This window comes from Brevibacillus formosus, from assembly GCF_003013405.1.
Taxonomy (GTDB): Bacteria; Bacillota; Bacilli; order Brevibacillales; family Brevibacillaceae; genus Brevibacillus; species Brevibacillus formosus.
Window position 1 is genome coordinate 358,610 of record NZ_PXZL01000004.1, and the last position, 22,189, is coordinate 380,798.

At 50.6% G+C, this 22,189-nt stretch carries 16 protein-coding genes; all 16 read right to left on the minus strand.

The genetic code is table 11. From position 1 onward, the window contains the following. Positions 1-21 precede the first annotated feature (21 nt). The gene (locus tag C7R91_RS06230; RefSeq protein ID WP_047071335.1) at positions 22-2,205 is read right to left on the minus strand and encodes a glycosyltransferase; all 2,184 of its coding nucleotides are present in this window, start codon (positions 2,203-2,205) and stop codon (positions 22-24) included. A 4-nt stretch (positions 2,206-2,209) separates the two neighbouring features. After that, entirely contained in the window at positions 2,210-2,917 is a 708-nt protein-coding gene (locus tag C7R91_RS06235) for a glycosyltransferase family 2 protein (RefSeq protein WP_047071333.1), read from the minus strand. Between the two features lie 46 nt (positions 2,918-2,963). Continuing rightward, complete coding sequence (locus C7R91_RS06240; RefSeq protein WP_236697911.1) at positions 2,964-4,442, minus strand: glycosyltransferase; 1,479 nt, start codon at positions 4,440-4,442, stop codon at positions 2,964-2,966. 29 nt (positions 4,443-4,471) lie between these two features. Next, complete coding sequence (locus tag C7R91_RS06245; RefSeq protein ID WP_047071332.1) at positions 4,472-4,669, minus strand: hypothetical protein; 198 nt, start codon at positions 4,667-4,669, stop codon at positions 4,472-4,474. A 14-nt stretch (positions 4,670-4,683) separates the two neighbouring features. Next, positions 4,684-5,061, minus strand: a complete 378-nt coding sequence (locus C7R91_RS06250) for a hypothetical protein (RefSeq protein ID WP_047071330.1) — start codon at positions 5,059-5,061, stop codon at positions 4,684-4,686. Positions 5,062-5,280: 219 nt separating this feature from the next. Next, positions 5,281-6,270: an aromatic acid exporter family protein gene (locus C7R91_RS06255; RefSeq protein ID WP_083995118.1), complete on the minus strand. Its 990-nt coding sequence runs from the start codon at positions 6,268-6,270 to the stop codon at positions 5,281-5,283. 255 nt (positions 6,271-6,525) lie between these two features. Then, a complete protein-coding gene (gene hemQ, locus C7R91_RS06260; protein WP_007715842.1) occupies positions 6,526-7,278 on the minus strand; it encodes a hydrogen peroxide-dependent heme synthase in 753 nt (250 codons plus the stop codon). A 122-nt stretch (positions 7,279-7,400) separates the two neighbouring features. Then, the gene (gene nagB / locus C7R91_RS06265; RefSeq protein ID WP_047071327.1) at positions 7,401-8,165 is read right to left on the minus strand and encodes a glucosamine-6-phosphate deaminase; all 765 of its coding nucleotides are present in this window, start codon (positions 8,163-8,165) and stop codon (positions 7,401-7,403) included. 35 nt (positions 8,166-8,200) lie between these two features. Next, positions 8,201-9,094 (minus strand): MurR/RpiR family transcriptional regulator, encoded by an 894-nt coding sequence (locus tag C7R91_RS06270; protein WP_047071326.1) that lies wholly within the window; start codon positions 9,092-9,094, stop codon positions 8,201-8,203. Between the two features lie 145 nt (positions 9,095-9,239). Further along, on the minus strand, positions 9,240-15,794 hold the full coding sequence (locus tag C7R91_RS06275; protein WP_047071324.1) for a carboxypeptidase regulatory-like domain-containing protein: 6,555 nt from the start codon (positions 15,792-15,794) through the stop codon (positions 9,240-9,242). Positions 15,795-15,955: 161 nt separating this feature from the next. After that, positions 15,956-16,321: a YisL family protein gene (locus C7R91_RS06280; protein WP_007715853.1), complete on the minus strand. Its 366-nt coding sequence runs from the start codon at positions 16,319-16,321 to the stop codon at positions 15,956-15,958. A 152-nt stretch (positions 16,322-16,473) separates the two neighbouring features. After that, positions 16,474-17,478, minus strand: a complete 1,005-nt coding sequence (locus tag C7R91_RS06285; protein WP_047071320.1) for a proline racemase family protein — start codon at positions 17,476-17,478, stop codon at positions 16,474-16,476. A 43-nt stretch (positions 17,479-17,521) separates the two neighbouring features. After that, complete coding sequence (locus C7R91_RS06290; protein ID WP_047071319.1) at positions 17,522-18,961, minus strand: aldehyde dehydrogenase family protein; 1,440 nt, start codon at positions 18,959-18,961, stop codon at positions 17,522-17,524. A 14-nt stretch (positions 18,962-18,975) separates the two neighbouring features. After that, the gene (locus tag C7R91_RS06295) at positions 18,976-19,860 is read right to left on the minus strand and encodes a dihydrodipicolinate synthase family protein (protein WP_047071317.1); all 885 of its coding nucleotides are present in this window, start codon (positions 19,858-19,860) and stop codon (positions 18,976-18,978) included. Between the two features lie 32 nt (positions 19,861-19,892). Further along, complete coding sequence (locus C7R91_RS06300) at positions 19,893-20,918, minus strand: proline racemase family protein (protein WP_047071316.1); 1,026 nt, start codon at positions 20,916-20,918, stop codon at positions 19,893-19,895. Next, on the minus strand, positions 20,915-22,108 hold the full coding sequence (locus tag C7R91_RS06305; RefSeq protein WP_047071314.1) for an NAD(P)/FAD-dependent oxidoreductase: 1,194 nt from the start codon (positions 22,106-22,108) through the stop codon (positions 20,915-20,917). The genes C7R91_RS06300 and C7R91_RS06305 overlap by 4 nt, the downstream gene beginning before the upstream one ends. Between the last annotated feature and the right edge of the window lie 81 nt (positions 22,109-22,189).

Consider the following 22,189-nt stretch of genomic DNA (forward strand, 5'->3'; position numbering starts at 1 on the left):
CTTTGTCATTGTACAAATGGATTACAGCAAGCCTTGGATGAACGGCAGCTCCAAATTCTCGATTATTTTTTTCTGACTCGCCGCCAATTTCGCTGCGATCTGCTCCTTGCGTGCGATGGCCTCCCAGGTGCAGGTAAGAATTCTTTCACCTAATTGCGGCTCGCCTGTTGACACGATAAGCTCCGGGAGATCCAGTGAATAAGCGAAGTCAATGCCCTTGATGCGATACGCCAAACAAACGAACGGAACACCCGCAGCAGCACTCAGCACATTCGCATGCAATTTAAAGTTGATCGTCGCTTGAAAGCCTTTCATCAGTTGCAGCATTCGCTTATGATCGTGCAGCTCCAGGTCGAGGATTGTATGAGCTGGATCGTCGATTTTTTTGTACAGTCTTTTTATGGCTTCCCGATCCGGTCCCCACATGGTGAGCAAGTGGATGTCGTAGCCTGCCTTGATCAGCTTCTTGGCTGCATATACAAGCCCATCCTCAACTGCGGTCTCGTTTTTCCCATAAATCCGGTTATAAGACGTACCCCAGTTGATACCAATCGTGGATCGCTTGCTTTTATCTGCCACTGTTGGCAATGATGCGGGAATAAGCAGCATCCCTGGGTCTCCGCTAATCGCTGCCCTTTCTCCCACTCCCGCTTGCTGGAGGTATTGGAGTGTAAGTGGTCCGCGTACACCAAAAAACGTGGCATGCTCGGCGATTTTTTGCAGCATGTGGCTCATTTTATCTTGGCCAGTTATCAGCTTGTTCATCAATCTGCCTGAAGAATCCAGCTCGACTTGATCCTGCGAGTCAAATCCGCTTCCCCAGACCCATAGATTTTTTTTCTGTTCAACCGCACGATAAGCTACATCCACATACCCCGGGATGAGAAGCGATCCTCCACCTAAAACGACGGTGTCATACGGGCTTAAATCCTTCAGATCAACCCCGGGCAGGGAAGGTATTACCTTGTATTGCGTAGGGTCGAGGTATTTGCATGACAAATCGTAAAAGGCATGCCACATCAGCTCATCGCCCAAATTGTTGAACCCTAACCAGCCAACGTACAAAATTTTTTTCATGCTTGCCGCCCCCCCTCCATTCTTTATTTGCGCATAAATGGCAAGCAAGGAGGCACATTTTTGCGTGATATGAAAATGGTTTTGGACCCACGCTCTTCCTTGACCTCCTATTTCCTTCAATTGACTACGGTCGCTACATGCTTGACGCAAAGCACTATCGATCAACGAAGGAGACGGCTTCTGCACGGAGGAGTGGTCACCGAAGTAACAATCCCAAGCCAAATCGTAGGACGAAGGTTCGACCAAACCAACGTAGCCATGATTTCCGATCGCAAGCACGGGCTTTCCGCACGCCATCGCTTCGAGTGCGACCCTCCCTGTTCCAATCACCAAATCACTGATTGCGTAATACGGCCGGACGTCGGTTTGCTCCCCCACAATGTGAATATAGGGCTGCCCTGCGGCTTTATTCAGCGCTTTTGCCAGCTCATGAACATGAATCTCCTGGGCACCCGAACCCACCACCACGATATGCAGATTGGGGATTTCACTGCGCAACGTTTTGGTTGCCCGCAATACCATGTTGCACACCGTCGCTTTTTGCCAAGCCAGCCTGCTGACATAAGTAACCACTGTGGCATCGGGCGGCAATGACGGCATATCAGCCCTACTTGCGAAGCCAGACTGAAACTCTTCCATATCAACCCCATTGGAAATGAGGGTGGTTTTTACCCCTCGCCTTTGCCAGAATAGTTGGACAGGTTTACTCACACTGATAACGGCAGAGCAGAGCTGAGCTACTTTTATCGCTTCATCCTTTGGGTAGTACGTTCCATGCAAGGTGAACACGACAGGAATGCCGAGCTCATTGGCTGCCGTAGCGGCAAGAAAGCCTGATGGCGTCTGATGCACATGGACGATGGTAATACTATGCTTCTTCATACATGCACGGTAACACTCGATCAGATGCTGTCTGCGTGCCTGGAGCGGCTCACGTGCGGATTCTATCGGTTCAACCAAAAAGCCTGCATCAACAAATTCGTGGTAGAGGGGGCCATTGCCACCTGCATAAAACAGTTGGACGCCTTTTTTCCTCAATGCTTTACCCATGCTAAGAACATGTGTCTCCGTTCCGCCTGTCCTCAAACTGTCCAGCACCATCAATATCCGATCATTACTGCTAGTCAACTTTTTACCCTCCCTTCTTCCGATAATAGTGGGCCGAACGCTGCTCAGCGTGGGTGCGGTAATAATACAATGCTTCTGCTATATTGTTCACGCCTGCTCTCGCATTCAAAGCTTTGGCGATAAATTCGTAGTCTTCTGCACCCTCAATCCGGCGTGTCGGGCCACCAATCTGGTCAAACAGCCGTCCTCGAAACATGCAGGTTCCGTGACAGACGCAGTGTCCGCCGTTTCCGTATACCTTGCGAATGTCATCGTCGTACTTGATCCATCCAGCGAGCTGCTTTTTTTCCGGATTATCGGTCGAAAACGCATAGTAATTCGTACCGACCAAATCGATCTGGGGATTATTTTTCAAGTATTCAACCTGCCGTGAAAGACGCAGGATATGGGAGAAATCATCCGAGTCCTGAATCGCGATGAACTCGCCTCTGCTCAGGTAATGCCCGACGTTGATGGCACCCGAAAAGCCAATATTGCGAGGGAGCTCATGAATCAGCACCTGATTCTCTCTTGGAAAAAACCTTTTATTCTCTTCCAGCCATTCTCTGGCCACTTCTACGGAATGATCTGTCGATGCATCATCGATCAAGACAATCTCCCAATTCTCATAGGTTTGCTGGAGAATGCTGTCCAAGCATTCACGTATATAAGCCGCCCTGTTGAAATTGGTAATGACGACACTTACCAGACCTTCTACTCGCTCTCTTGCCAATTTCATTTCCTCCTTCCAGTGTTCTTGTTTTCACATCGCATCCTCGCTACCGTCCTTTCGCCAGAAACTGCAAGGCTTCCACGTGGTCACCCGCAATCTGTTCGACGGCAGGGGGCATTCCGGAGCTGGCGAAGTGTTTTTCTGGCCGGAGTCGGTTGGAGGTGAAACTGTTCACCTGATGAACCAATTCCATCTTTACACCTGCCTGTGCGTATGCTGCTTGTGCTTTTGGCGGGCAAAGCAGTATGTGCCACCCGAGCGAAGCAACCGCTTCCCTGCGTAAGGCAAAGGGGACGGTCACCATAGACCCGATCCCCAAATCCTTACGATTCAAAGCCAAGTTGAGAGCTTGGCGACAAGCCACAAAGACATTGTCTGCGCAAGGTTGATTCAAAAATACAGAAACATCATTCAGGGCCACATCCACGCCGCACTCGCAAGCGAGAACAAAAGGATACAGATCATGAGCGGTCATAATCGTATCCGCATCGACAAACAACAGGATGTCGCCTTTCGACAGACTGGCTCCAATTGCCCGTCCAGTGTCTACGCCCAATGCATATGGGAACTCTACGGTCGTCACGCCGCATTCACGGGCAAGCTGTGCTGTTTGATCAACCGAGCCATTGACGACCACGATAATTTCGACTGGCTCCAGCCGAAGAACTTCACGGATCACTTGCTGGATCGTCGCTGCCTCGTTAAGGGCTGGAATGATCACAGATACCGTTTTCCCACCGTAAAGAGTTGTTCGTCGCAGGGGCCATTTCCCGACCTGCGTAACAGGCATACTACTGTTTTTACCGTGTACATTCTCTGCTATATCTCTTCGCCTGCCCCCATCGGACAGTCCGCCGCGAAAGGGAAGACGCGAGACGAGATCAAGCTGTTCGGCAATCACCAGCTTTTCATACAAAGAGAGCTCTTTGAGCAACGAACCGTGAAGCTGTGGCAAAAACATCCGTTCTTCCGTTCCCGTTCCAATAGCTTGTGTCGTAATGGACAGTCCGCTCACAACTGCCCGCTTGTGCGCTTGGGCAGGATGTCCCAACTGTTCCACTCCGATTTTGGAAAGTGCCTCTCTGGTCATCGCGTGAGGTGTGTCCAGCAAAGAAGCTTCACGCAGGTCTGAGCGACCGAAGAGGTTATTTACCAGCAGGGAAAAACTGTGGATAGGTCTTGGTTTTGTCTTCCTCCTGTGTCGCATATCCTGCTGGGGCAAAACGACCTGTGCATTTCCATATAAAATTGGGAACAAGAAGCGCTGCAATCCAGACAGCGAATCAATTTGTTCTTCGCCGAGAAAAAGCAGGACACTCCCTCTTGCATGCTTGGCAGCCTCTCTCCGCCATGAGAAAAGATTCTCAACAGCCTCTGCAAGTACGACACGAACACCAGAGCCAAGCTCCAGGGCCCTTGTCGAAATCACGATGATCTCCAGAGGTGCAAGCTGTTTACAAGCGGCGATCAGCTTTGGCAGATGAGCTGTCCCAAGCATGGCGGGAATTAAAATGGATAGGGGCACGTGGCCCCTTCTCCCTTGCCGCTCTGCCATTAGAGAACGCGCACATACGTGATGCGATCGAGTTGAAAGATCACTGTTTGGCCACCGCCATAGCCTGGCTCACTTGCTGCAAGCAAGGTTAATGTCGAATTGGTCACACCGAGCAACTCACCGGTAGTCACGTCGAATCCAGTTACGACTTGTACACTATCGCCTATAAACGTTCTCAATTTCTGTACATAGTTCATTTATCTTCTCCTCCTTACACCTCATGAACATAATTAATTTGCGTGAAACGAATCTCCACACGTGAACCGCTTGGCTCTATGATTTCAGCATAGTCCCGACCAACCTCATTCAGGACCCCTGTGACACTTCCTGCATCTGTTCCCAGCTCTACGGTTTCATTCAAATAGCGCAGAAGTACTTTGCGAAAGGAATCTTGTCGCAGCAAATCACTGTGGTTTTCTTGCAGAAATGCGGCGAATTCTTCTGCGTACAGTTCTTTGCGAAGCGAACAACGAACAGCTTCTTCCTTGTCATTTTCGACTTCCTCGTCTCTTTCGTCTTTACCCCAGACGAGACGTCGTAGCCCTTGAAAATACTCTTTCAACTCTTTTTCATTCACAATTATTTTCATCTGGTCACTCTCATCTCCTTGATCCTACTCTTTTGATTTTTTCGCCGCTTGTACACGGTATACAAGTAAGCTAAAAAACGTACTAGGACAACTGTGTAATTTTTTGGTTTTAATGAAAAGTTCACAGAGTTTTTACCGAACAACAAAAAAAGACTGCGAAAAGTATTCGCAGCCTTCCTTCGTATTCTACAACTCTTTCATTGTTACGTACTGTTTTGTCTAACTCTTTGCCACCTGTGCCTTTTCGTCCCTGTTCTTGCCTAGCTCATGCTTGATGAACAGATAGCTCTCAATTTCCCGAAGGAGGTAGAACAGCGAGGCACGCGTCTCAAATTCCTCCCGCGTTCGCGGCAAATCTGCTTCCTTGATCTCCTCTTGCATCACGCGCAGTTGGTCGATGAAGCGGTAGGCGGTATTGCCCGGATGTACCGAGTGGCTGATACGCTCAAGAAAATCTGCGATCCGATGGCTCTCTGCCACCTGATTGTCCAAAGAAGAGACGATCGGCATCATGCGTTCCAATAGCTCAAACTGCTTTTGCCGCATCACAAAATACTCGTAGTACGAATCGTTGCGACGTCCCAAACGATTGCCAACATCTCGTGAAGCCAACCGAATCGCCGTTTCCAATACACCAGTTGTTTCGATCAATTCTTTCCCGTCCCAATCACTTTCTCCGTGACGCAAGTAGTAACAGAACTCCCGCAAAATCTTGCTGAACAGCTTCTCCACCTTTGCTTGCATCCCTTTTAGCTCTTTATCGAGACTCGGCATGTATAGATTGACCAGTAGTGCTACGCCCACACCGATGACGAGCAGAGCGACCTCATTCAGCAATAGCATCCCGTCGATTCTCTTTGACGAATACAAATGCATGAGCACAACCATGCTGTTGACAAAGCCTTCCTGAATGCCAAAACGCACCGCGAGAGGCAAGAAAAGCAAAATGAAAAGGAGAATGGCAATCGGCGTATAGCCCATAAGGGAGAACAGGCAAACACCGATTCCCAGACCCAATAAACTGGCCAGAATCCGATTCCACGCTGTCTGAAACGATTGCTTGACTGTTACCTGAATACACAAGATCGTAATGATCCCCGCTGAAGAAGCAAACATCAAGCCTAGCTGCTGGGCGATCAGAATCGAAATAGCCGTTCCAATGGCTGTTTTTAACGTACGATAACCAATTTTAAACTTGAGAAAGCCCAGTCTTGTTCCCCTCCGCTGTCAAAAATGCTTTCCTGTTTACTTTAACAAAAAGTGTCCGGGAACCAAAGACAAGGTTTCATAAATTTTCGCAGGAATGTCGATGCGGGTACTCATGCGGTGAGAAGTAGCTGTTCAAGCATTTTCATAAGTCCATTATCGCCTGCCGGTACTCCGTTTATTACGATCAACAATAGGCCCAATTAAAAAAATCCGCCAATGCGACGATCGCGCACAGCGGATTTTTGGGGATATTGATTATACTTCCAGCTTTTTCGCCAGTGTTTCTACGTTCAATACGTTTCCTACAAGGAAGTTGCCGAATTCACCGAAGCGCGCACTCACTTCGTCAAAGCGCATTTCGTATACGATATGCTTGAATTCCAGCGGATCGTTGGCAAAGAGGGTAACGCCCCACTCCCAATCGTCGAAACCAACAGAGCCACCGATGATTTGTTTCACGCGGCCAGCGTAGGAGCGACCAATCAAGCCGTGGGAGCGCATCATTTCTTGGCGCTCCTGCATGGAGAGCATGTACCAGTTGTCTTGCAGATCACGCTTTTTGTTCATTGGATAGAAGCAAATGTGCTCCCATTTTGGCAGGATCGGATAGAGGCGGTCGCGCACGTGCGGATTCGCTTTTGGATCTTCGCCTGGGTTATGTACATAGTTGCTCAGCTCTACTACGGATACATACGAATAAGGAGCTTCTGTATAAGCAGCAAAGCGGGTTTTATTGAACGCTGTTTTAATCTCATCGAGTTCCTGCATAGTTGGACGCAGGAACATGAACACGAGGTCTGCTTTGTGTCCCAGGATGGAATACACAGCCGTGCTTCCTTGGTTCTCTCCCTCATTCGCTTCCCATGTGCGGATCAATGCATTCAGCTCGTCCAACGCTTCTTGGCGTTCTGCTGCGGACGCTGCTTTCCACTTTTCCCAATTGATGGTTCGGAAATTATGATACGTATACCAACCTTCTAATGTAAGCAACGCTTCGTTTGCGCTCATTCTAAAATCAGCTCCTTTGAAAAATCTGGTGACCTTCTTGCAACATTCCCAGTATAGCATAAGGAACAAGTCCGTATTCCGAACAGATTGGTGAACAAGCAAAATGAAAACCAAGCGGTTCATTAGCTGCCGCTTGGTTTCGTTCCTGCCAGTACGGAAGTTGTCAGCTTGCTCGCTGCTTCCTGATCTACAATAACGGTTACATCCGGATGCAATTGCAATAAGGAAGCTGGTACATCTGCCGTAGGCTCTTCTTCTAGCATCAATCGCACTGCCTCTGCCTTTGCCTCTCCACTTGCGAGAAGCACGACTTTTTTAGCGCCAAGAATCGTCTTGATCCCCATGGAAACGGCCTGAGTCGGCACCTGATCCACACTATCAAAATAGCGGGCATTTGCTTCAATCGTACTGTCAGTGAGCTGGACCACGCGCGTCACCGAGTCGGTAGGAGAGCCAGGCTCGTTGAAGCCAATATGGCCGTTATTGCCGATCCCCAGCACCTGGATGTCGATCCCGCCTGCCAATCGGATCGCTTCCTCATAGCGTGCACACTCTGCCAAAGGGTCTGTCGTATTCCCAACTGGCACATGTGTTTTCTCCGCAGGAATGTTGATGTGATTGAACAAGTTTTCTTCCATATACGAGCGATAGCTTTGCGGATGAGTCGAGGAAAGCCCGACGTATTCATCCAGATTAAAGCTGCTCGCTTGCGAAAAATCGATGCTCTCCGCTTGCGACAGCTTGATGAGCTCACGGTACATCCCTACTGGTGTGCCTCCGGTTGCAAGGCCAAGGACGGTCTTCGGATTTGCTTTTACTTCGCTCACGAGCATTTCAGCAGCTTTTCTGCTAAGCTCCGCGTAATCTTTCACGATCACGAGCTTCATTTCCAACCACTCCTATTCCATATAAGATAAACCACTTAATATTTTCTCTCTAGGACAGCCTTCGCTGTTCTTTCTTTATATAAAAGGGCCTTTTCCTTGTTGCGCATCGTGATTGTCGTACTGATGACATCCAGTACATGCAGCTGTGCAATTTTGGCTGCGAGAGAGCCTCCCTGCAACGGACCTTCTTGCGCTGCGGTCAATAGCGTAATGTCCGCTACATTCGTAATCGGTGAGCGTCGATAGTGCGTCAGGCAAATGCAAGTTGCGCCTGCCTGTTTGGCGACTTTCAATGAATCGATCGTGTCTTTCGTACTGCCTGATACAGACAAACCTATCGCGACATCCCCCGGTCCCAGAGTGGCCGCAGCCATCGCTTGCAGATGCGATTCATTAAAAGCGTCCACGCGAAGCCCGATCCGCAAGAACGTGTACTTGGCATCCTGGGCTGTTACCGCTGACGTACCTACCCCGTAAAAATGGATTGTGTTTGCTTTTTGCAAAAGATCTACACAGCGCTCTAGCTGTTCGATTTGAAACAGGGCCGAAGTATCCCCAATCGCCTGTTGATTGGCTGCGGTTACTTTGTGCGTAATGATGTCCAGCGAATCGTCTTCTCCTACTTCGCCATGTAAGTTTTTGACTGGATTGACCAATTCCTGCGCCAACGCCAGCTTGAACTCCTGATAGCCATGGAAGCCTATTTTCCTGCAAAATCGTAAAACGGTCGTCTCACCCACTCCGGCCTTTTCGGCAAGGTCAATCACCGATGAATAAATCACGCTGTCTGTCTGCTGCAAGACGATATGGGCAACCTTTTGCTCCGATTTCGTAAAGGAGGGAAGGAGACTCTGAATATGCAAAAGCGTATTTGTCTTCGTGATGGCAGCTGTCAATGGATGGGACAGCTCCTCCTGCTGTTTCACCATATGGCTCGCTCCCCCTTGAATAAAAGTCAGGATTTTCACAGCTGTTTTTACCCAAAACAAAATAGCTGTATTTCTACAGCTATTATATCAAAAAAGGAGTTATCCGCCATCTTTATATTTTTAAGTGGAGCAATTCTCCAAACCGTCAAAATGGGGTAAACAAAATAGTCGGACATGTTGCGACTCGAAAAGATCCGCTCATGGCTGCTGGAACCAGAACCAGATCGAGCGTCACGATTTCTCCTGCACCTATCGTTACTGTCCCTCTCGCTTCTCCACTCCCCATTGCATTGGCTACAACCAAGTAGGTGCCAGGAGCAAGACCAGTCACCTTGTACCTGCCAAAGCTGTCTGTTTGGACGACTACAGTCGTTATGATTGGTTGATTCACCGTTTGCACATACACGGACGCCCCAGCAACTGGCAAGCCTGTCAAACCGGCTCGAACTGTTCCTTGTATCGTACCCGTTTGAGAAAGGCGGATGATGATAAAGGTTGTTTGGTTCGGCAAAACGACTGCTTCTGCCTGACCGGTACCAATGCCCGGAATGGTCCCGATAACGGTATACGTCCCCGGAGCCACATTGACAAAATGGAATGTTCCATCCGGCTCAGCCAGGATATTTTGCAGGCGAATCTTGTTTGAAAGGAATAGCGACAATTGAATATTGTTACCACTGGCTTGACTTCCGTCTGGCAAGAGGACAATGCCGGATATCGTCCCGACGAATGGCAATAGCTCGACTGTCGTTACGGTCGTCTGCCCGCTTGCGACGGAAACGGTAATGTAATGCGTACCGAACCCCTCTGCGCTTGCAATGACATTGTACTCTCCGGCCGTCAAGCTATTCACCTGGAATTGCCCGCTCTGATTCGTTACGACGTTGGCAACAAACAAGCCATTGGCAAACTGCTGAATCGCAACGGCCGCTCCTGTGATTGGGAGTCCTGTCAACTGATTGGTCACCTGTCCGAAGATGTTGCCTGGAAGAGGAGACATCGTCAGAATGACTCCGTTAAGTGTCTGTCCAGCAGTCACGGTTATGTTACTGGTTGCCGCTGCATAGCTGTCTTCACTTGCACTTATCACATACGTTCCAGGCGGCAGATTACCGACAGAGAAATTGCCGAGGTCATCCGTGATCGCACTACCGAACAATGTTCCGTGTGAATCCTTCACCTGTATCAAAGCGTTGGAAACAAAACCGCCACCCTCAGACTGAACCTGACCTGTGACCGTAGCTGGAAACGAGGGAAGCCCCACATCGATGACCGTCGTCTGACCAGAAAAAATCGTCGCGCCAACTGGTTGGGTAGCATAGTTGAGAGCACTGATCGCCAGCGTATAGGTTAAAGGTGCCAAGCCGTCGATTGTAAACTGACCGAGACCGTCTGTAATCGCCCGAGACAACAGGTTGTTTGTTCCCGGGAAAAAGATTAGAACCTCTGCTCCTACCAGTGGTGTCCCATCAAACTCATCTCTGACGGTCCCCTGCAAAATGCCTGGGTTTGGATTCAGCGGAATATTGACAGTAGCCGTTCCCCCTGGCGCTACATCAAAGGATACGTTTTCTCTCTGATAGTTATCGTTCCTTGCCAAAATGGTGTAATTTCCAGCTACAAATCCATCGATGAAGTATATCCCCTGAGCGTCTGTCTGGGTAGAAAAGAGAATCGTATTATTGTTGCCCAGCAAGCGGACGAGCGTATTCGGCAATGGAGTCGCGAGAAGGGCGTCACTAATTTCTCCTGTGACACTTGCAGGCAGACTCTGCAAAGAAAAATCAAAACCAGTAGTCGCTCCCAATCCGACCATAGCTGTCGAAGCCTCAGCAGCAAATCCCGTAGCACTCGCAATCAGTGTATAGCTCCCCGGGGAAAGTCCACTCACCATATACTGCCCCTGCTCATTCGTCAGGACAATAGCCAGTATCGTTCCAGACGGACTTCCTTGTCGAATAGTAATGACCGCGCCGGCAATCGGCGAGGCCGTACCTACCTCTCGAACTGTACCAGCAATCCCACCGGGCAACTGGTTTAACGCAAAGCTTAATACGGACGCCGCACCTGCTTGTATCTGTGCGCCAGCTACATCGCTTGCATATCCAGTTGCATTGACATTGACGGTGTACCCTCCCGGAGCCAGTCTATCAAGCGAAAAGTTTCCAGTTGCATCTGTCAGTACGGAGCCCACAGCGGCACGAGTGCTGTCGAAGACGATTACCGTTGCGCCAATGATCGGCAAGCCCGTCTCCAGATCAGTCACAACGCCGGATAAACTGCCGGGATTAGGAACTAATGCCTGCTGAAAGTTGGTGGTAATGCCCCCTTGCAAAATAACCGCCTGCGAGACGGATACAAAATTCGACGCAAAAACAGTTACATTCACGACACCCGGTGGAAGCTTCTCTGCCAAAAAATTCCCTTGATCATCTGTCAATAATTGAACAAGCACAACACCATGGTCATCCGTAATGAGCACGGTGGTTCCCGGAATCCCGAATCCCGTCATTTGATTGGTAACCACACCCGAAATAGCCGCCAGCAAGTCAGGTAACGAGACGGTCGTTGAAGTTGCCGTATTGGCAGTCACGATTACGCCGATACTTCCTACGGCATAGCCGGGCGCTGAAGCGATGACGGTGTAAACGCCTGGAGCGACACTCGCAAAGAAAAACACGCCCGATTCATTCGCCAGCAAGCTCTGTATGACGGCTTGATTGCTATCCATCAGCTTGACGTTGATTTCGCTTCCCGTAACAGGTACGCCCAAGCTGTTTATGACACTTCCCACGATGGACCCAGACATGGGCAAAAGCGCCACACTAGCCCCTGTCGTCTCTCCACTGACTACATTGGCCCCTACTGATTGATCAGCATAGCTAGGTGCGCTTACCGTGACGGTATAAGCACCCGGCAACAGATGTTCAATCAAATAGCTGCCCGTCTGGTCGGTACTTGCTGTAGCCACTACATTTCCGTCACTTATGGAACGAATCAGAACAACTGCGCCTGCAATGAATATCGCCGGATTCGTCGCGTCCGTCACCTGTCCACTAATCCCGCCTGCATTCGCCCCAAGAGTATAGTCTACACCGGTTTTATTTTCACCGGGTCCAAGTGTAACACCAACCGAGCCTGTAACATATTCAGGGGCACTTGCCACCACGACAAATGATCCGGCAGGCAGGTTGCCAATTATATAGGTCCCGTTTGAATCCGAATAACCAAAGCCTATTGTCGTCTCATTCAAATCCAGAATACGGACAACGGCATTGACAATCGGCTGCATCCCCGTGTCTAGCACGGTTCCAGAAATACTGGCTGGATTCGGGATAAACGTAAAGGAAACGTTTGCCGTCTGCCCAGGCTGTACGATCGCCCCAACAGATTGAACAGCGTAGCCAGAAGCCGTAGCTGTAAGGACATAAGAGCCTGGTGCGACCCCTGAAAATGAAAACGCCCCATTCCCATCTGCGACGACAGTACCGATCAACAGGTTATTGATATCAAACAATTGAATGGTGGTTCCCGCTACGACAGGTGCTACTATACCGCTAATAAAACCGAAATCTTGATTGAGCTGAAGCTGGACAGGAGTAGTTGTATTCGCGAGCACAAAGGCCCCGACATGATTGGACTGAAAGCCACTTACTGAGGCAGCGATGACGTATTGTCCCGCAGCCAAGCCCGTGATGACAAAGCTTCCTTGACTATCACTGTATACCGAATGCACGACAGAGCCATTGGAATCGAGTGCATTTACTTGTGCGCCTGCAATCGGCTGTAACGTCCCTGCAGCGAGTACCTGCCCTTGGATCTCACCTGGGCTCGCAAACAACGATAAACTGACAGGTGTATTCGTATTCGCAAGTACAGTGGCGGAAGCACTGTTCGTTTCATAATTGGTTGCACGGGCAGTAATGGTGTAAACGCCGGGTGCAAGTCCTGTGATCTCGTAGTTACCAGACAGATCGCTATCGGCATGGGCGACGATTGCCCCCGCTTGGTTCAACACGCTAACCTCTACCGTAGCACCTGATATCGGTAGACCGGACGTAGCATCGAGGATCGAACCCGAAATGCTCCCCGGCAAATCTGCAAGCTGTAGATTCACAGTTGTTGTCGTCAGGGAAGCGACGCTTGCCCCTGTGATCACAGTCGTTTTGTCCGGAGCAGACACGATGACGACGTACGCCTGCGGCAGCAGATCAGGTATCACATACTGTCCGTTCCCATCAGTCAATACAGTAGCAATTACAGCACCTGCTGCCGTATTTTCCCTAATGATGACAGTGGCACCCTGAATCGGCTGATTGCCGCTGTCTACCACCTGTCCTGCGATTGATCCCGGAGAAGTTTGCAGGACAAAAGCAAGGGACGATATTTCCTGAGGCAGCACTGTTGCCCCCAACACAACGGTGGAATAACCAGAAGCTGTAGCTGTTACGGTATACGTGTCCGGTGCCAAGTGCGGGAAGGAAAAAGTGCCAGCGCTGTCGGTAATGGTCTGCGCCACAGAAACATTTCCCTTCAAAACGACAACGATGGCGTCAGCTAGTGGATTCATGCCTGTGTCCGTGACAGTTCCATTTAATACCCCTGCCTGTTTTTCCAACTGGAGGTCAACCGTTGTAGTAGCTCCCACATTGATTTCGACGCCTACGGTTTGGCCCGCATACCCTTGTGCTGTAACCGTCAGGACATAAGTTTCTGGGCCAAGCAAAGACAAGGAGTAGTCTCCATTCGCATCGGATAGCGTCTCTCCTACAGCAATTCCCGAACGAGTGACAACCTTGATGCTCGCATTTGGGATTCCCTCACCCGTTTGCGCATCAGAAATGGTTCCACTTACTGTTCCAAATGCTGTAGTCAATTCAAAATGAAGTACCTTGGTATCCCCCGCTTGCAGACTGATTCCAGCTAATTGTGTGGAAAAGCCCGCGGCACTGACACGGATTTGATAAACACCTTCTCCGAGCTTGGTTAGCAGATACGTGCCAGCTCCATCTGTTGTCGTTTCCGTCAGCGTAATACCTGCCTGGTTCAGCACTTCCACCAATGCCCCGGAAATCGTTATGCTACCCGAACCTGTCACCAAACCGGAGAGCTGCGCAACTGACGTCTGGAGCACTACATTTTGTGTAGTAGACTGGGCACGAATGACGTTGATTGCGACTGTTGCTGGCTGGAATGTATCCGCACTGACTGCAAGGGTATAGGCACCCGGCACGACATTGGTAAACTGATAGCTCCCCCCTCCCCCACTCACTGCCTGGTTTACGGTCACGCCTGTCGTATTAATGAGCTTGACCACTGCACCTGAGATGGGTGACAGTCCGGTATCTGTTATCGTCCCATTCACCTGACCTGGACTCGGAGGAAGCAAAATATCTGATCTTGTGGTCTGCCCTGCCAAAACGCTCACGAATTGAATTTTGGGGTCATAAGTCGGCGCGGTCACCGACACAGAATACAGACCAGGAGCCAATCCAGTAAACGAATAGGCACCATCTGTGTCTGTTGTCGTCGTTCCGATTAGTACGGGAATCGAATCATAGAGCTGAACCTGCACACCTGCTACAGGCAAGTTCGTGGACTGGTCAAGCACCACGCCAGCAACACTTCCAGCCAAGTTAACCGTGATGACAATATTATCCTGAACAGGAGAAAGCGTCCCGCCAGAAAAACTGTCTACACCAGTGACTGTCGCTCTGTTTAACCGCCGCGTTCCGCCTGGAGAGACAGCGAAAACCCCACTGACCGTAAATGTCAAGCTGGCAGTAGAACCAGCGGCCAAATTGCCGATCGTCCAGCTGAGCACCTTGGTGAGCGGATTGTAATTGACAGAGCCAGTGCTTGTTGCATTTACCGTAAAAGCTGTTACCTGATCCAGTTCGATCAAATCGTTGACAATGACTGTTGTTGCCTGGCTCTTCCCGGTATTAGTCACAGTGATCGAACCTGTCCATTGCGATAGTTGTCCTGTGGTAACCAAGGCTGGTCCTGCTGTTACCTGCTTGGCGATCGCGAGTTTCGCCCGTACATCTCCCGCAGATATCGTAGTGTTATTACTCTGGGAGTTTTCAAAGGTATAGCCCTCACTGATTCGAAGAGAGTCCTTGTTGTAGTTATTTTCATTCGCGGAAGTAAACGGCAGGAAACGAAGGGAAGTAAGAGAGGTAACACCGATCGTTGAAAAAAAAGTAGCAGCCGGTATGACGAGATCAATGAAGTAATCAGGATTGCCGCTAAAATTAGAGCCGTCATTCGTCAGCCGCACACGAGCCGTGTCAAAATTGATAATCGGCGCTTGCCAGTTTGGCGCTCCACTGCCGTTTGTGCCCTCTGCCGGATCATTCCAAGAGTTGAATTCTACGACCGTGTTTTGGATCAAGGCAATACGATTGCGCAAGCCTTGCACACTTAGCATCCATTGATAGGTGCCAGCCACTCCAGTTGTATTGATTAAATAACCCCAAGAAAAATTTTGAAAACCCGTTTTTTGCGAATTTCTTGGATCTTCATTGACTCTCATCCGAAAGTAGAGATACGTTCCATCGTACGCTGAAAAGGCAACGGGAAACGTAGAGTTTCCTACCAAGTCGACAGAGCCGGGACTTTCATCGTTTGGGACGTCTCCGAATGGACTTCCCCCGAGCATAAACGGGATAAATTGACTGTCAGAAGGATAGGCCATTTTTGTTCCTCACCTCTTCCCTCTAACTTATGTACATAGAGTGATATGGCCCCCGCCCTCCCTTTGCTAATTGGCTTATCCGTGCCCGTCCCTACAAAAAAGGGCTTTCGCCCGCAAATATTTCTTGCGAGGAAACCCTTTTCTTTCCTATATTGCCTATCTTACATAAATACGCGATAGCCAAGCAGAATAACCAGCACTAATACGACAATACAGCCGATGAAGAAGCCGATGCTGCCTTCTTGTCGCTTTGCTTTGCCCAGGGACATTTCCATCAAGCCAAAGGCGATAACCGCGATGATGCCCTTCACGTAGTAATAGAAATCTGTTGCGTGACCCACGAAAAGCATCCAAGCTCCCGATACAAGAATGATGACCATCATGAGTCTGAGCAGCATATGTACGATCTTGCCTGCTTTTGCTTTGCCCACGCGATACAGGATGTAGGCAACGATCAAGAGCACGAATGCGACTTCCCAGCTACCCACATGCGCTTCAATTAACGCTTTGTACGGCAAAAAATTCAACCCCTTTACTCCTAAATTCAATCTTGTCCATTATACCAGAAGCAGGGAAAAAATGCTGATGTCCCAATGCGTGGCAGTATTGTGACCAGGCTTTTTCGAGGATGAGAAAAAGGCTGCCTCTGATCGGCAACCTCTTTTTCTAGCAAACGATCCTATCGCAGTAAAAATCCGTCTTTCAGCGGGTCCGAAGGGTCTACGACAAATTGATGCAGACCTGTAATGAACGCCTTGCCTTCTATGCTCGGAATGACAGCCGGATAACTCCCTACCTGCGTGGTTGCTACTACCTTGCCGATAAACTGGCTCCCGACAATTCCTTCATGAACAAACGATTCTCCAAGAGCCAGCTTGCCTCGCGCATGCAAGGTGGCTACGCGAACCGCAGTACCTGTACCGCATGGTGAGCGATCGATTTGCTTATCAGCGAAAATCGTTACGTTGCGCAGGTCTGATCCTTCCCCTCTCGGCTTATCCGAGATAATCACCCCGTAAATTCCTTTAAGCTCAGGCTCCAACGGATGAACGACCTCTATCTTCGCCTCGAGTTGTTCTTTGATTAGCTTGCCCCACTCTTGCAGCTCGGCCAATTGCTCCATTTCTACCTGAACCCCGATATCTTGCGCCTGTACGACTGCATAGAATGCTCCGCCAAAAGAAATGTCCACCGAAAAAGTACGTCCTCCCCACTCAATAGAAACGTCTTGTGCCAAAACAAAGGAGGGGACATTTTCAAACGAGACGGAATGGACCAGCGATTCTTCTACATTGGCGTGTGCAATGATTCTTCCTGCCGGACTGTCAATCACAATACGCCCTGTTGGATCTTTCAGCCGAAGTATTCCAGTCTCAATGGCAGCCGTCACAACCGCAATGATTCCATGCCCGCACATTGTACTGTAGCCCTCGTTATGCATGAACAGCACTCCAAATGCCGCATCTGGGCTGACGGGCTCTGTCATGACACAGCCGTACATACCATGATGCCCGCGCGGCTCATACATGAGTACACGCCGGATATGGTCCAGCTCCTCCCGAAAGTAACGTCGCTTCTCCAGAATCGTCTCACCCGCGAGCGGTGGGATGCCGCCTGTTATGATGCGCAGCGGCTCCCCTCCGGTATGGGCCTCGATCGTCGTAAACAACTGATTGATGTGCATGACATCCTCACCTTTTTATCCGAGTGGCGAAAAGCTTGATGGATCACCACGCGTATTTGATCGCGCATGTTTTCGTCGTACTGTAAAAATCAAGCGCTGCCTGCCCCTGCTCCCGTGTATGTGAGCTGGACAGCTTCATGCCGCCAAATGGAGCCTGGTATTCCACACCTGCCGTCTCCTGATTGACCCGAACCATCCCCGCCTGCGCCATATCCAAAAAGCGATGGGCACTCGCCAAATCTCGGGTAAACAGCGAAGCGCTCAGTCCGTAAACAGACTGGTTGCACAGCTCCACCGCCTCGTCAAAACCGTCTGCTGTCATAAGTACAGCCAATGGTCCGAACACCTCCTCCTGAACGAGGCGATGATTGGCAGCGACACCCTCGACAATTTGGGGACGGATGTAATAGCCTTGCTCTTCTTTTTCATATGATGGGCTTTGGGCAATGACTGTCGCTTCATCGTTAGCCAATGCGATGAACTTCCCGACCGTCTCATACTGTGCAGCCGAGGCAACTGGCCCCAAATACGCTTCCAGATCGCTGGCATCTCCTACCCGGCACTTCTCCATAGCCGATTGCAGTCGCTCGACCAGTGGCTGGTAGATCGCTTTTTCTACAATGATCCTGCTGGTAGCTGTACATTTTTGACCAGCCGATCGAAACGCGCCGCTGAGCAAAATCGGAACCGTTTTGTCCAGATCAGCATCAGCCAAAACGACTGCTGCATTCTTTCCGCCCATTTCTGTTTGATATTTCATATTGCGACCCGCGCACGCGATAGCAATCTGTCTGCCTGTTTCCGATGAGCCAGTGAAGCTGACTGCATCGACTTCGGCTTCATTCGTGAGTGTATGGCCGATCTCCCGGCCCTTGCCAATCACCAGATTCAGCACACCCGCAGGCAGCTTTGTTTCCGCAAATATTTCAGCTAGTCGTGTCGCCGCGAGTGAACCATTTTCTGCTGGTTTCCAGATGACCGTGTTCCCGCAAATAAGTGCAGGGGCGATCTTCCAGATGGGGATCGCAACGGGGAAGTTCCATGGTGTGATGACCGCCACGACTCCGAGCGGGACACGACGGCTGTATTGCAGAACGTTTGTATCTGAAGAAGGAATCAGGTTGCCGTTGGAACGCATCCCTTCTCCAGCATAATAGCGCAACAGACTGACCCCACGCGCCACTTCACCGCGCATCTCGCCAAGCTGCTTGCCCATTTCCCGGCTTGCCAGCTGTGCCAAGCTGTCTGCATTTGCCTCTAAGGCGGCAGCCATTTGAAACAGGATTTCGCCACGAGCCGCACCCGTTTGTTTTGCCCAACCGATCTGTGCCGCACGCGCTGCCTGTTCAGCGGCAAAAACATGTGATCGATCAGACAGATGTAGAACACCGACTTCTTCCGTGATACGCGACGGGTTTTTGACCGTTAGTTCCTTCCCTGACGGCGTCATCCATTCGCCGCCAATCCAGTTTTTGCTGTGCATCCTGCCCGTCCCCCTTATCGTCCACTTGCAGCGCCGACAGCGTAGTCAAACGCCTTTTTAATGCCTGCGTAGTATTCTTCAGTCAGCGGCAGACGCGGCGGACGAGTCGGTCCTACTGGGAAATTCGCCAGCTCCATCATGTATTTGATCGACTGTACCAGCTGTGGACTCGCATCATAGTGGAACAGTGGCAACAAACGACGATAAAGAGCTTGTGCTTCGGCGAGTTTGCCTGCCCGTGCCAGTCGGAACAGCTCTACTCCTTCTTTTGGCAGCGCATTCGGCACACCCGAAATCCAACCTGTCGCCCCGATCAAGCCGCCCTCCATGACGAGATCGTCTACACCGACCATGACTTCCAAGTCCGTCTGGGCGAGAATGTCCTGCATGCGGCGCACGTCACCGGAGAACTCTTTCACAGCGACGATATTTCCGAACTTCGCCAGTCTTGCCAAAATGTCCGGAGTCAGATCGATTTTGTAGTCGTGCGGATTGTTATAGGCAATAATCGGCAGCCCGACAGTGTTCAGTGCCTCGTAGTGGGCAAACACTTCATTTTCCAATGGCTTGTAGTTGATCGGGGGCAAGGCCATCACGCCTGCTGCTCCCGCATCCTTGGAAAATTGCACCCATTCCACTGCTTGACGGGTAGACGGAGCAGCAGAGCCTACGACCACCGGGACTCGACCTTTTGTGGCAGCGATCACGGTATGAATGACTTTTGCCCGCTCTTCTCCTGTCATTGTCGCGTATTCTCCCAGCGAACCGGATGGAACCAGTCCGTCTACGCCCTCCTGAATCAACCAGTCACACAATTCTGCCAAACGTTTGTAATCCACCTCATAATCGTTTGTAAACGGCGTGACAATCGCCACGTACACTCCTTCAAATCTTGCCATTTTTCATTCTCCTCTCCCATTTGGGTTTTGTTTTAATGATCAGTTGCGGCTGGGATGAGCAAAAAGCCATTCCCCAGTTCGTCTTCCGGATTGTAAAAAATCGTATGCTTGCCCATCAGCCAGGCCGAGCCTGCAATTCGGGTAATGACAGCAGGCAGCCCCCCCTCCTCCGTCACCTGCAGCACTCTTCCTGTAAACAGAGAACCGACGATGCTCTCATGCACAAACGGTTCGTCTATCCCAATCTCCCCTTTGGCAAACATGGTCACCAGCTTGGCGGAAGTGCCCGTTCCACAAGGCGATCGGTCTATTCCACCCGGTGGCACGACGACGGTATTTTTCACATCCGCTCCCGGATTGTCAGGGGCCGTATAGAACTCCACATGGGTCAGCCCGCGAATAAACGGCTTCTCTGGATGAACGATCTCCATGGCCTGATTAATCGCTTTTCGAATCGTGACGGCCGTATCGACAATGGTGGATGCATTCGCTGGTATCAGTTCGAGATGGAGCTTGCGTGCATCCGTGATGGCATAAAAGTTTCCTCCGTACGCAATGTCGCAGGTCACCGCTCCAATCCCTTCTACTTCTACAGTCACATCTTGCTGGTAGAGGAAGGCTGGAATGTTCACAAACGATACTTCCTTGGCTTTCCCTCCCTCTACCTGTATGTCTACCTCGACCAATCCTGCTGGCGTATCGAGCGTTAGTTTTGTCACCGGCTCAGTAACGGGGATCATACCTGTCTCCACCAGTACGGTACATAGACCGATCGTATCGTGGCCGCACATCGGCAAGTATCCGCCTGTCTCGATATAGATCACTCCTACATCCGCATCCGGATGGCATGGATCGACGATCAAGGCCCCGGACATCACATCATGCCCGCGCGGCTCATACATCAAAAGCGTGCGAATCCAGTCGTACTCGGCCTTCATCAGGAGCATTTTTTCTCCCATCGTGGCTCCGGTAAGCTTTGGCAGACCACTGATTACCGTGCGGGTAGGATTTCCCCCGGTATGCGTGTCAATAGTGGTAAACACCCTCCTTGCTTTCATAGATGCAACACTCCTTTTTTCGTAAACCGGTCCAAACGCAGCGGCTCTGTCGGAATGATGGTGTCTGTCTGATCGACTAGCATCTCGGACACCAGCTTGCCTGTGACGGCAGCCAGACTGATTCCATCTCCTTCATGACCAGCCGCGATAAAATAACCGGGAACTTCCTCTACGCGAGAAATAATCGGCAAGTGATCCTCTGTCCACGGGCGCAAACCGCAATAGGTGCGGATGATGGCGAAGTCGGCGATCTTCGGATAAAAGCGCAGTGCTCTTCTCGCCATGCACCTGACGACATTCAGATCAATCTGCGTATCGAAGCCGACAAACTGACGACTGGAGCCAATCAAGAAGTTCTGGCTTTCTGTCGGTTCAAATACGAGCGCGACTCCGTACTTCTCTGTCTCCTCGTCTACTTGCCGCACTCCGCCAAACTTCGAGATGAGATAGCCGAATTCCATCACCTTTCGTCCTCCGACAGGCATCTGTCTCGAGGCGACGATCAAATGCCCTTTGCGCGGAACGATCGGAATATCCACCCCGACCATTTTGCCAATGACCGGCGCCCACACCCCCGCAGCGTTGACGACCTGCTTGGCCGTCATGCTGCCTGTACCAAGCCCGATGTGAAACGTTCCCGTCGCCTGATCACGTCTGAGCGACTTGACCTCTGTACGGCGCATGATCCTCGCTCCATGCTTTTTCGCGCCTTCAAACAGGGCAAAGGTCAGCATGTACGGATTGACGGTAGAATCGGTGGCGCACTCCAAGCCTCCCAGCAAATCGTGGGCAAAGTAGGGCGACTCCTGCCGAATATCCGCCCGGTCCAGCATCCGAAACGGCAGTCCTGCTTCTTTTTGCCGTCGCACCCATTCATGAGCGGCTTCCATCTCAGCCTCTGATTCGCAGACGAGAATGCTCCCCGGTGCCCGATATTCAAACGTATGGTCCAGCTCCCGGCTAAGCTGATCAACGAGCATCTGGCTTTTCAGGGACATCTGGCTGTCAAAGCCGGGGTCCTTGTCGATCGCCAAAATATTCCCGTCACAGCGCGAGGACGTCCCTGATGCCAGCTCGCCTTTTTCCAGGACAACGACATCCAATCCAGCCTTCGCAGCGTAATACGCAATCGCCGCGCCGATGATGCCACCGCCGATTACCGCAATCTGCGCATGGGTTTGTACTGTCATGCTGATTCTCCTCAAATGCGTATTCTGCTACTCTCTTCCTTCTTTTGTTTTTGCAATAGCCATGCCAATCGTTCCAAGCGA

Excerpts from the sequence above, each read along its gene's own strand:
- C7R91_RS06245 (WP_047071332.1), bottom strand. The coding sequence starts at position 4,669 with ATGAACTATGTACAGAAATTGAGAACGTTTATAGGCGATAGTGTACAA.
- C7R91_RS06250 (WP_047071330.1), bottom strand. The coding sequence starts at position 5,061 with ATGAAAATAATTGTGAATGAAAAAGAGTTGAAAGAGTATTTTCAAGGG.
- hemQ (WP_007715842.1), bottom strand. The coding sequence starts at position 7,278 with ATGAGCGCAAACGAAGCGTTGCTTACATTAGAAGGTTGGTATACGTAT.
- nagB (WP_047071327.1), bottom strand. The coding sequence starts at position 8,165 with ATGAAGCTCGTGATCGTGAAAGATTACGCGGAGCTTAGCAGAAAAGCT.
- C7R91_RS06270 (WP_047071326.1), bottom strand. The coding sequence starts at position 9,094 with ATGGTGAAACAGCAGGAGGAGCTGTCCCATCCATTGACAGCTGCCATC.
- C7R91_RS06275 (WP_047071324.1), bottom strand. The coding sequence starts at position 15,794 with ATGGCCTATCCTTCTGACAGTCAATTTATCCCGTTTATGCTCGGGGGA.
- C7R91_RS06285 (WP_047071320.1), bottom strand. The coding sequence starts at position 17,478 with ATGCACATCAATCAGTTGTTTACGACGATCGAGGCCCATACCGGAGGG.
- C7R91_RS06290 (WP_047071319.1), bottom strand. The coding sequence starts at position 18,961 with ATGCACAGCAAAAACTGGATTGGCGGCGAATGGATGACGCCGTCAGGG.
- C7R91_RS06295 (WP_047071317.1), bottom strand. The coding sequence starts at position 19,860 with ATGGCAAGATTTGAAGGAGTGTACGTGGCGATTGTCACGCCGTTTACA.
- C7R91_RS06300 (WP_047071316.1), bottom strand. The coding sequence starts at position 20,918 with ATGAAAGCAAGGAGGGTGTTTACCACTATTGACACGCATACCGGGGGA.
- C7R91_RS06305 (WP_047071314.1), bottom strand. The coding sequence starts at position 22,108 with ATGACAGTACAAACCCATGCGCAGATTGCGGTAATCGGCGGTGGCATC.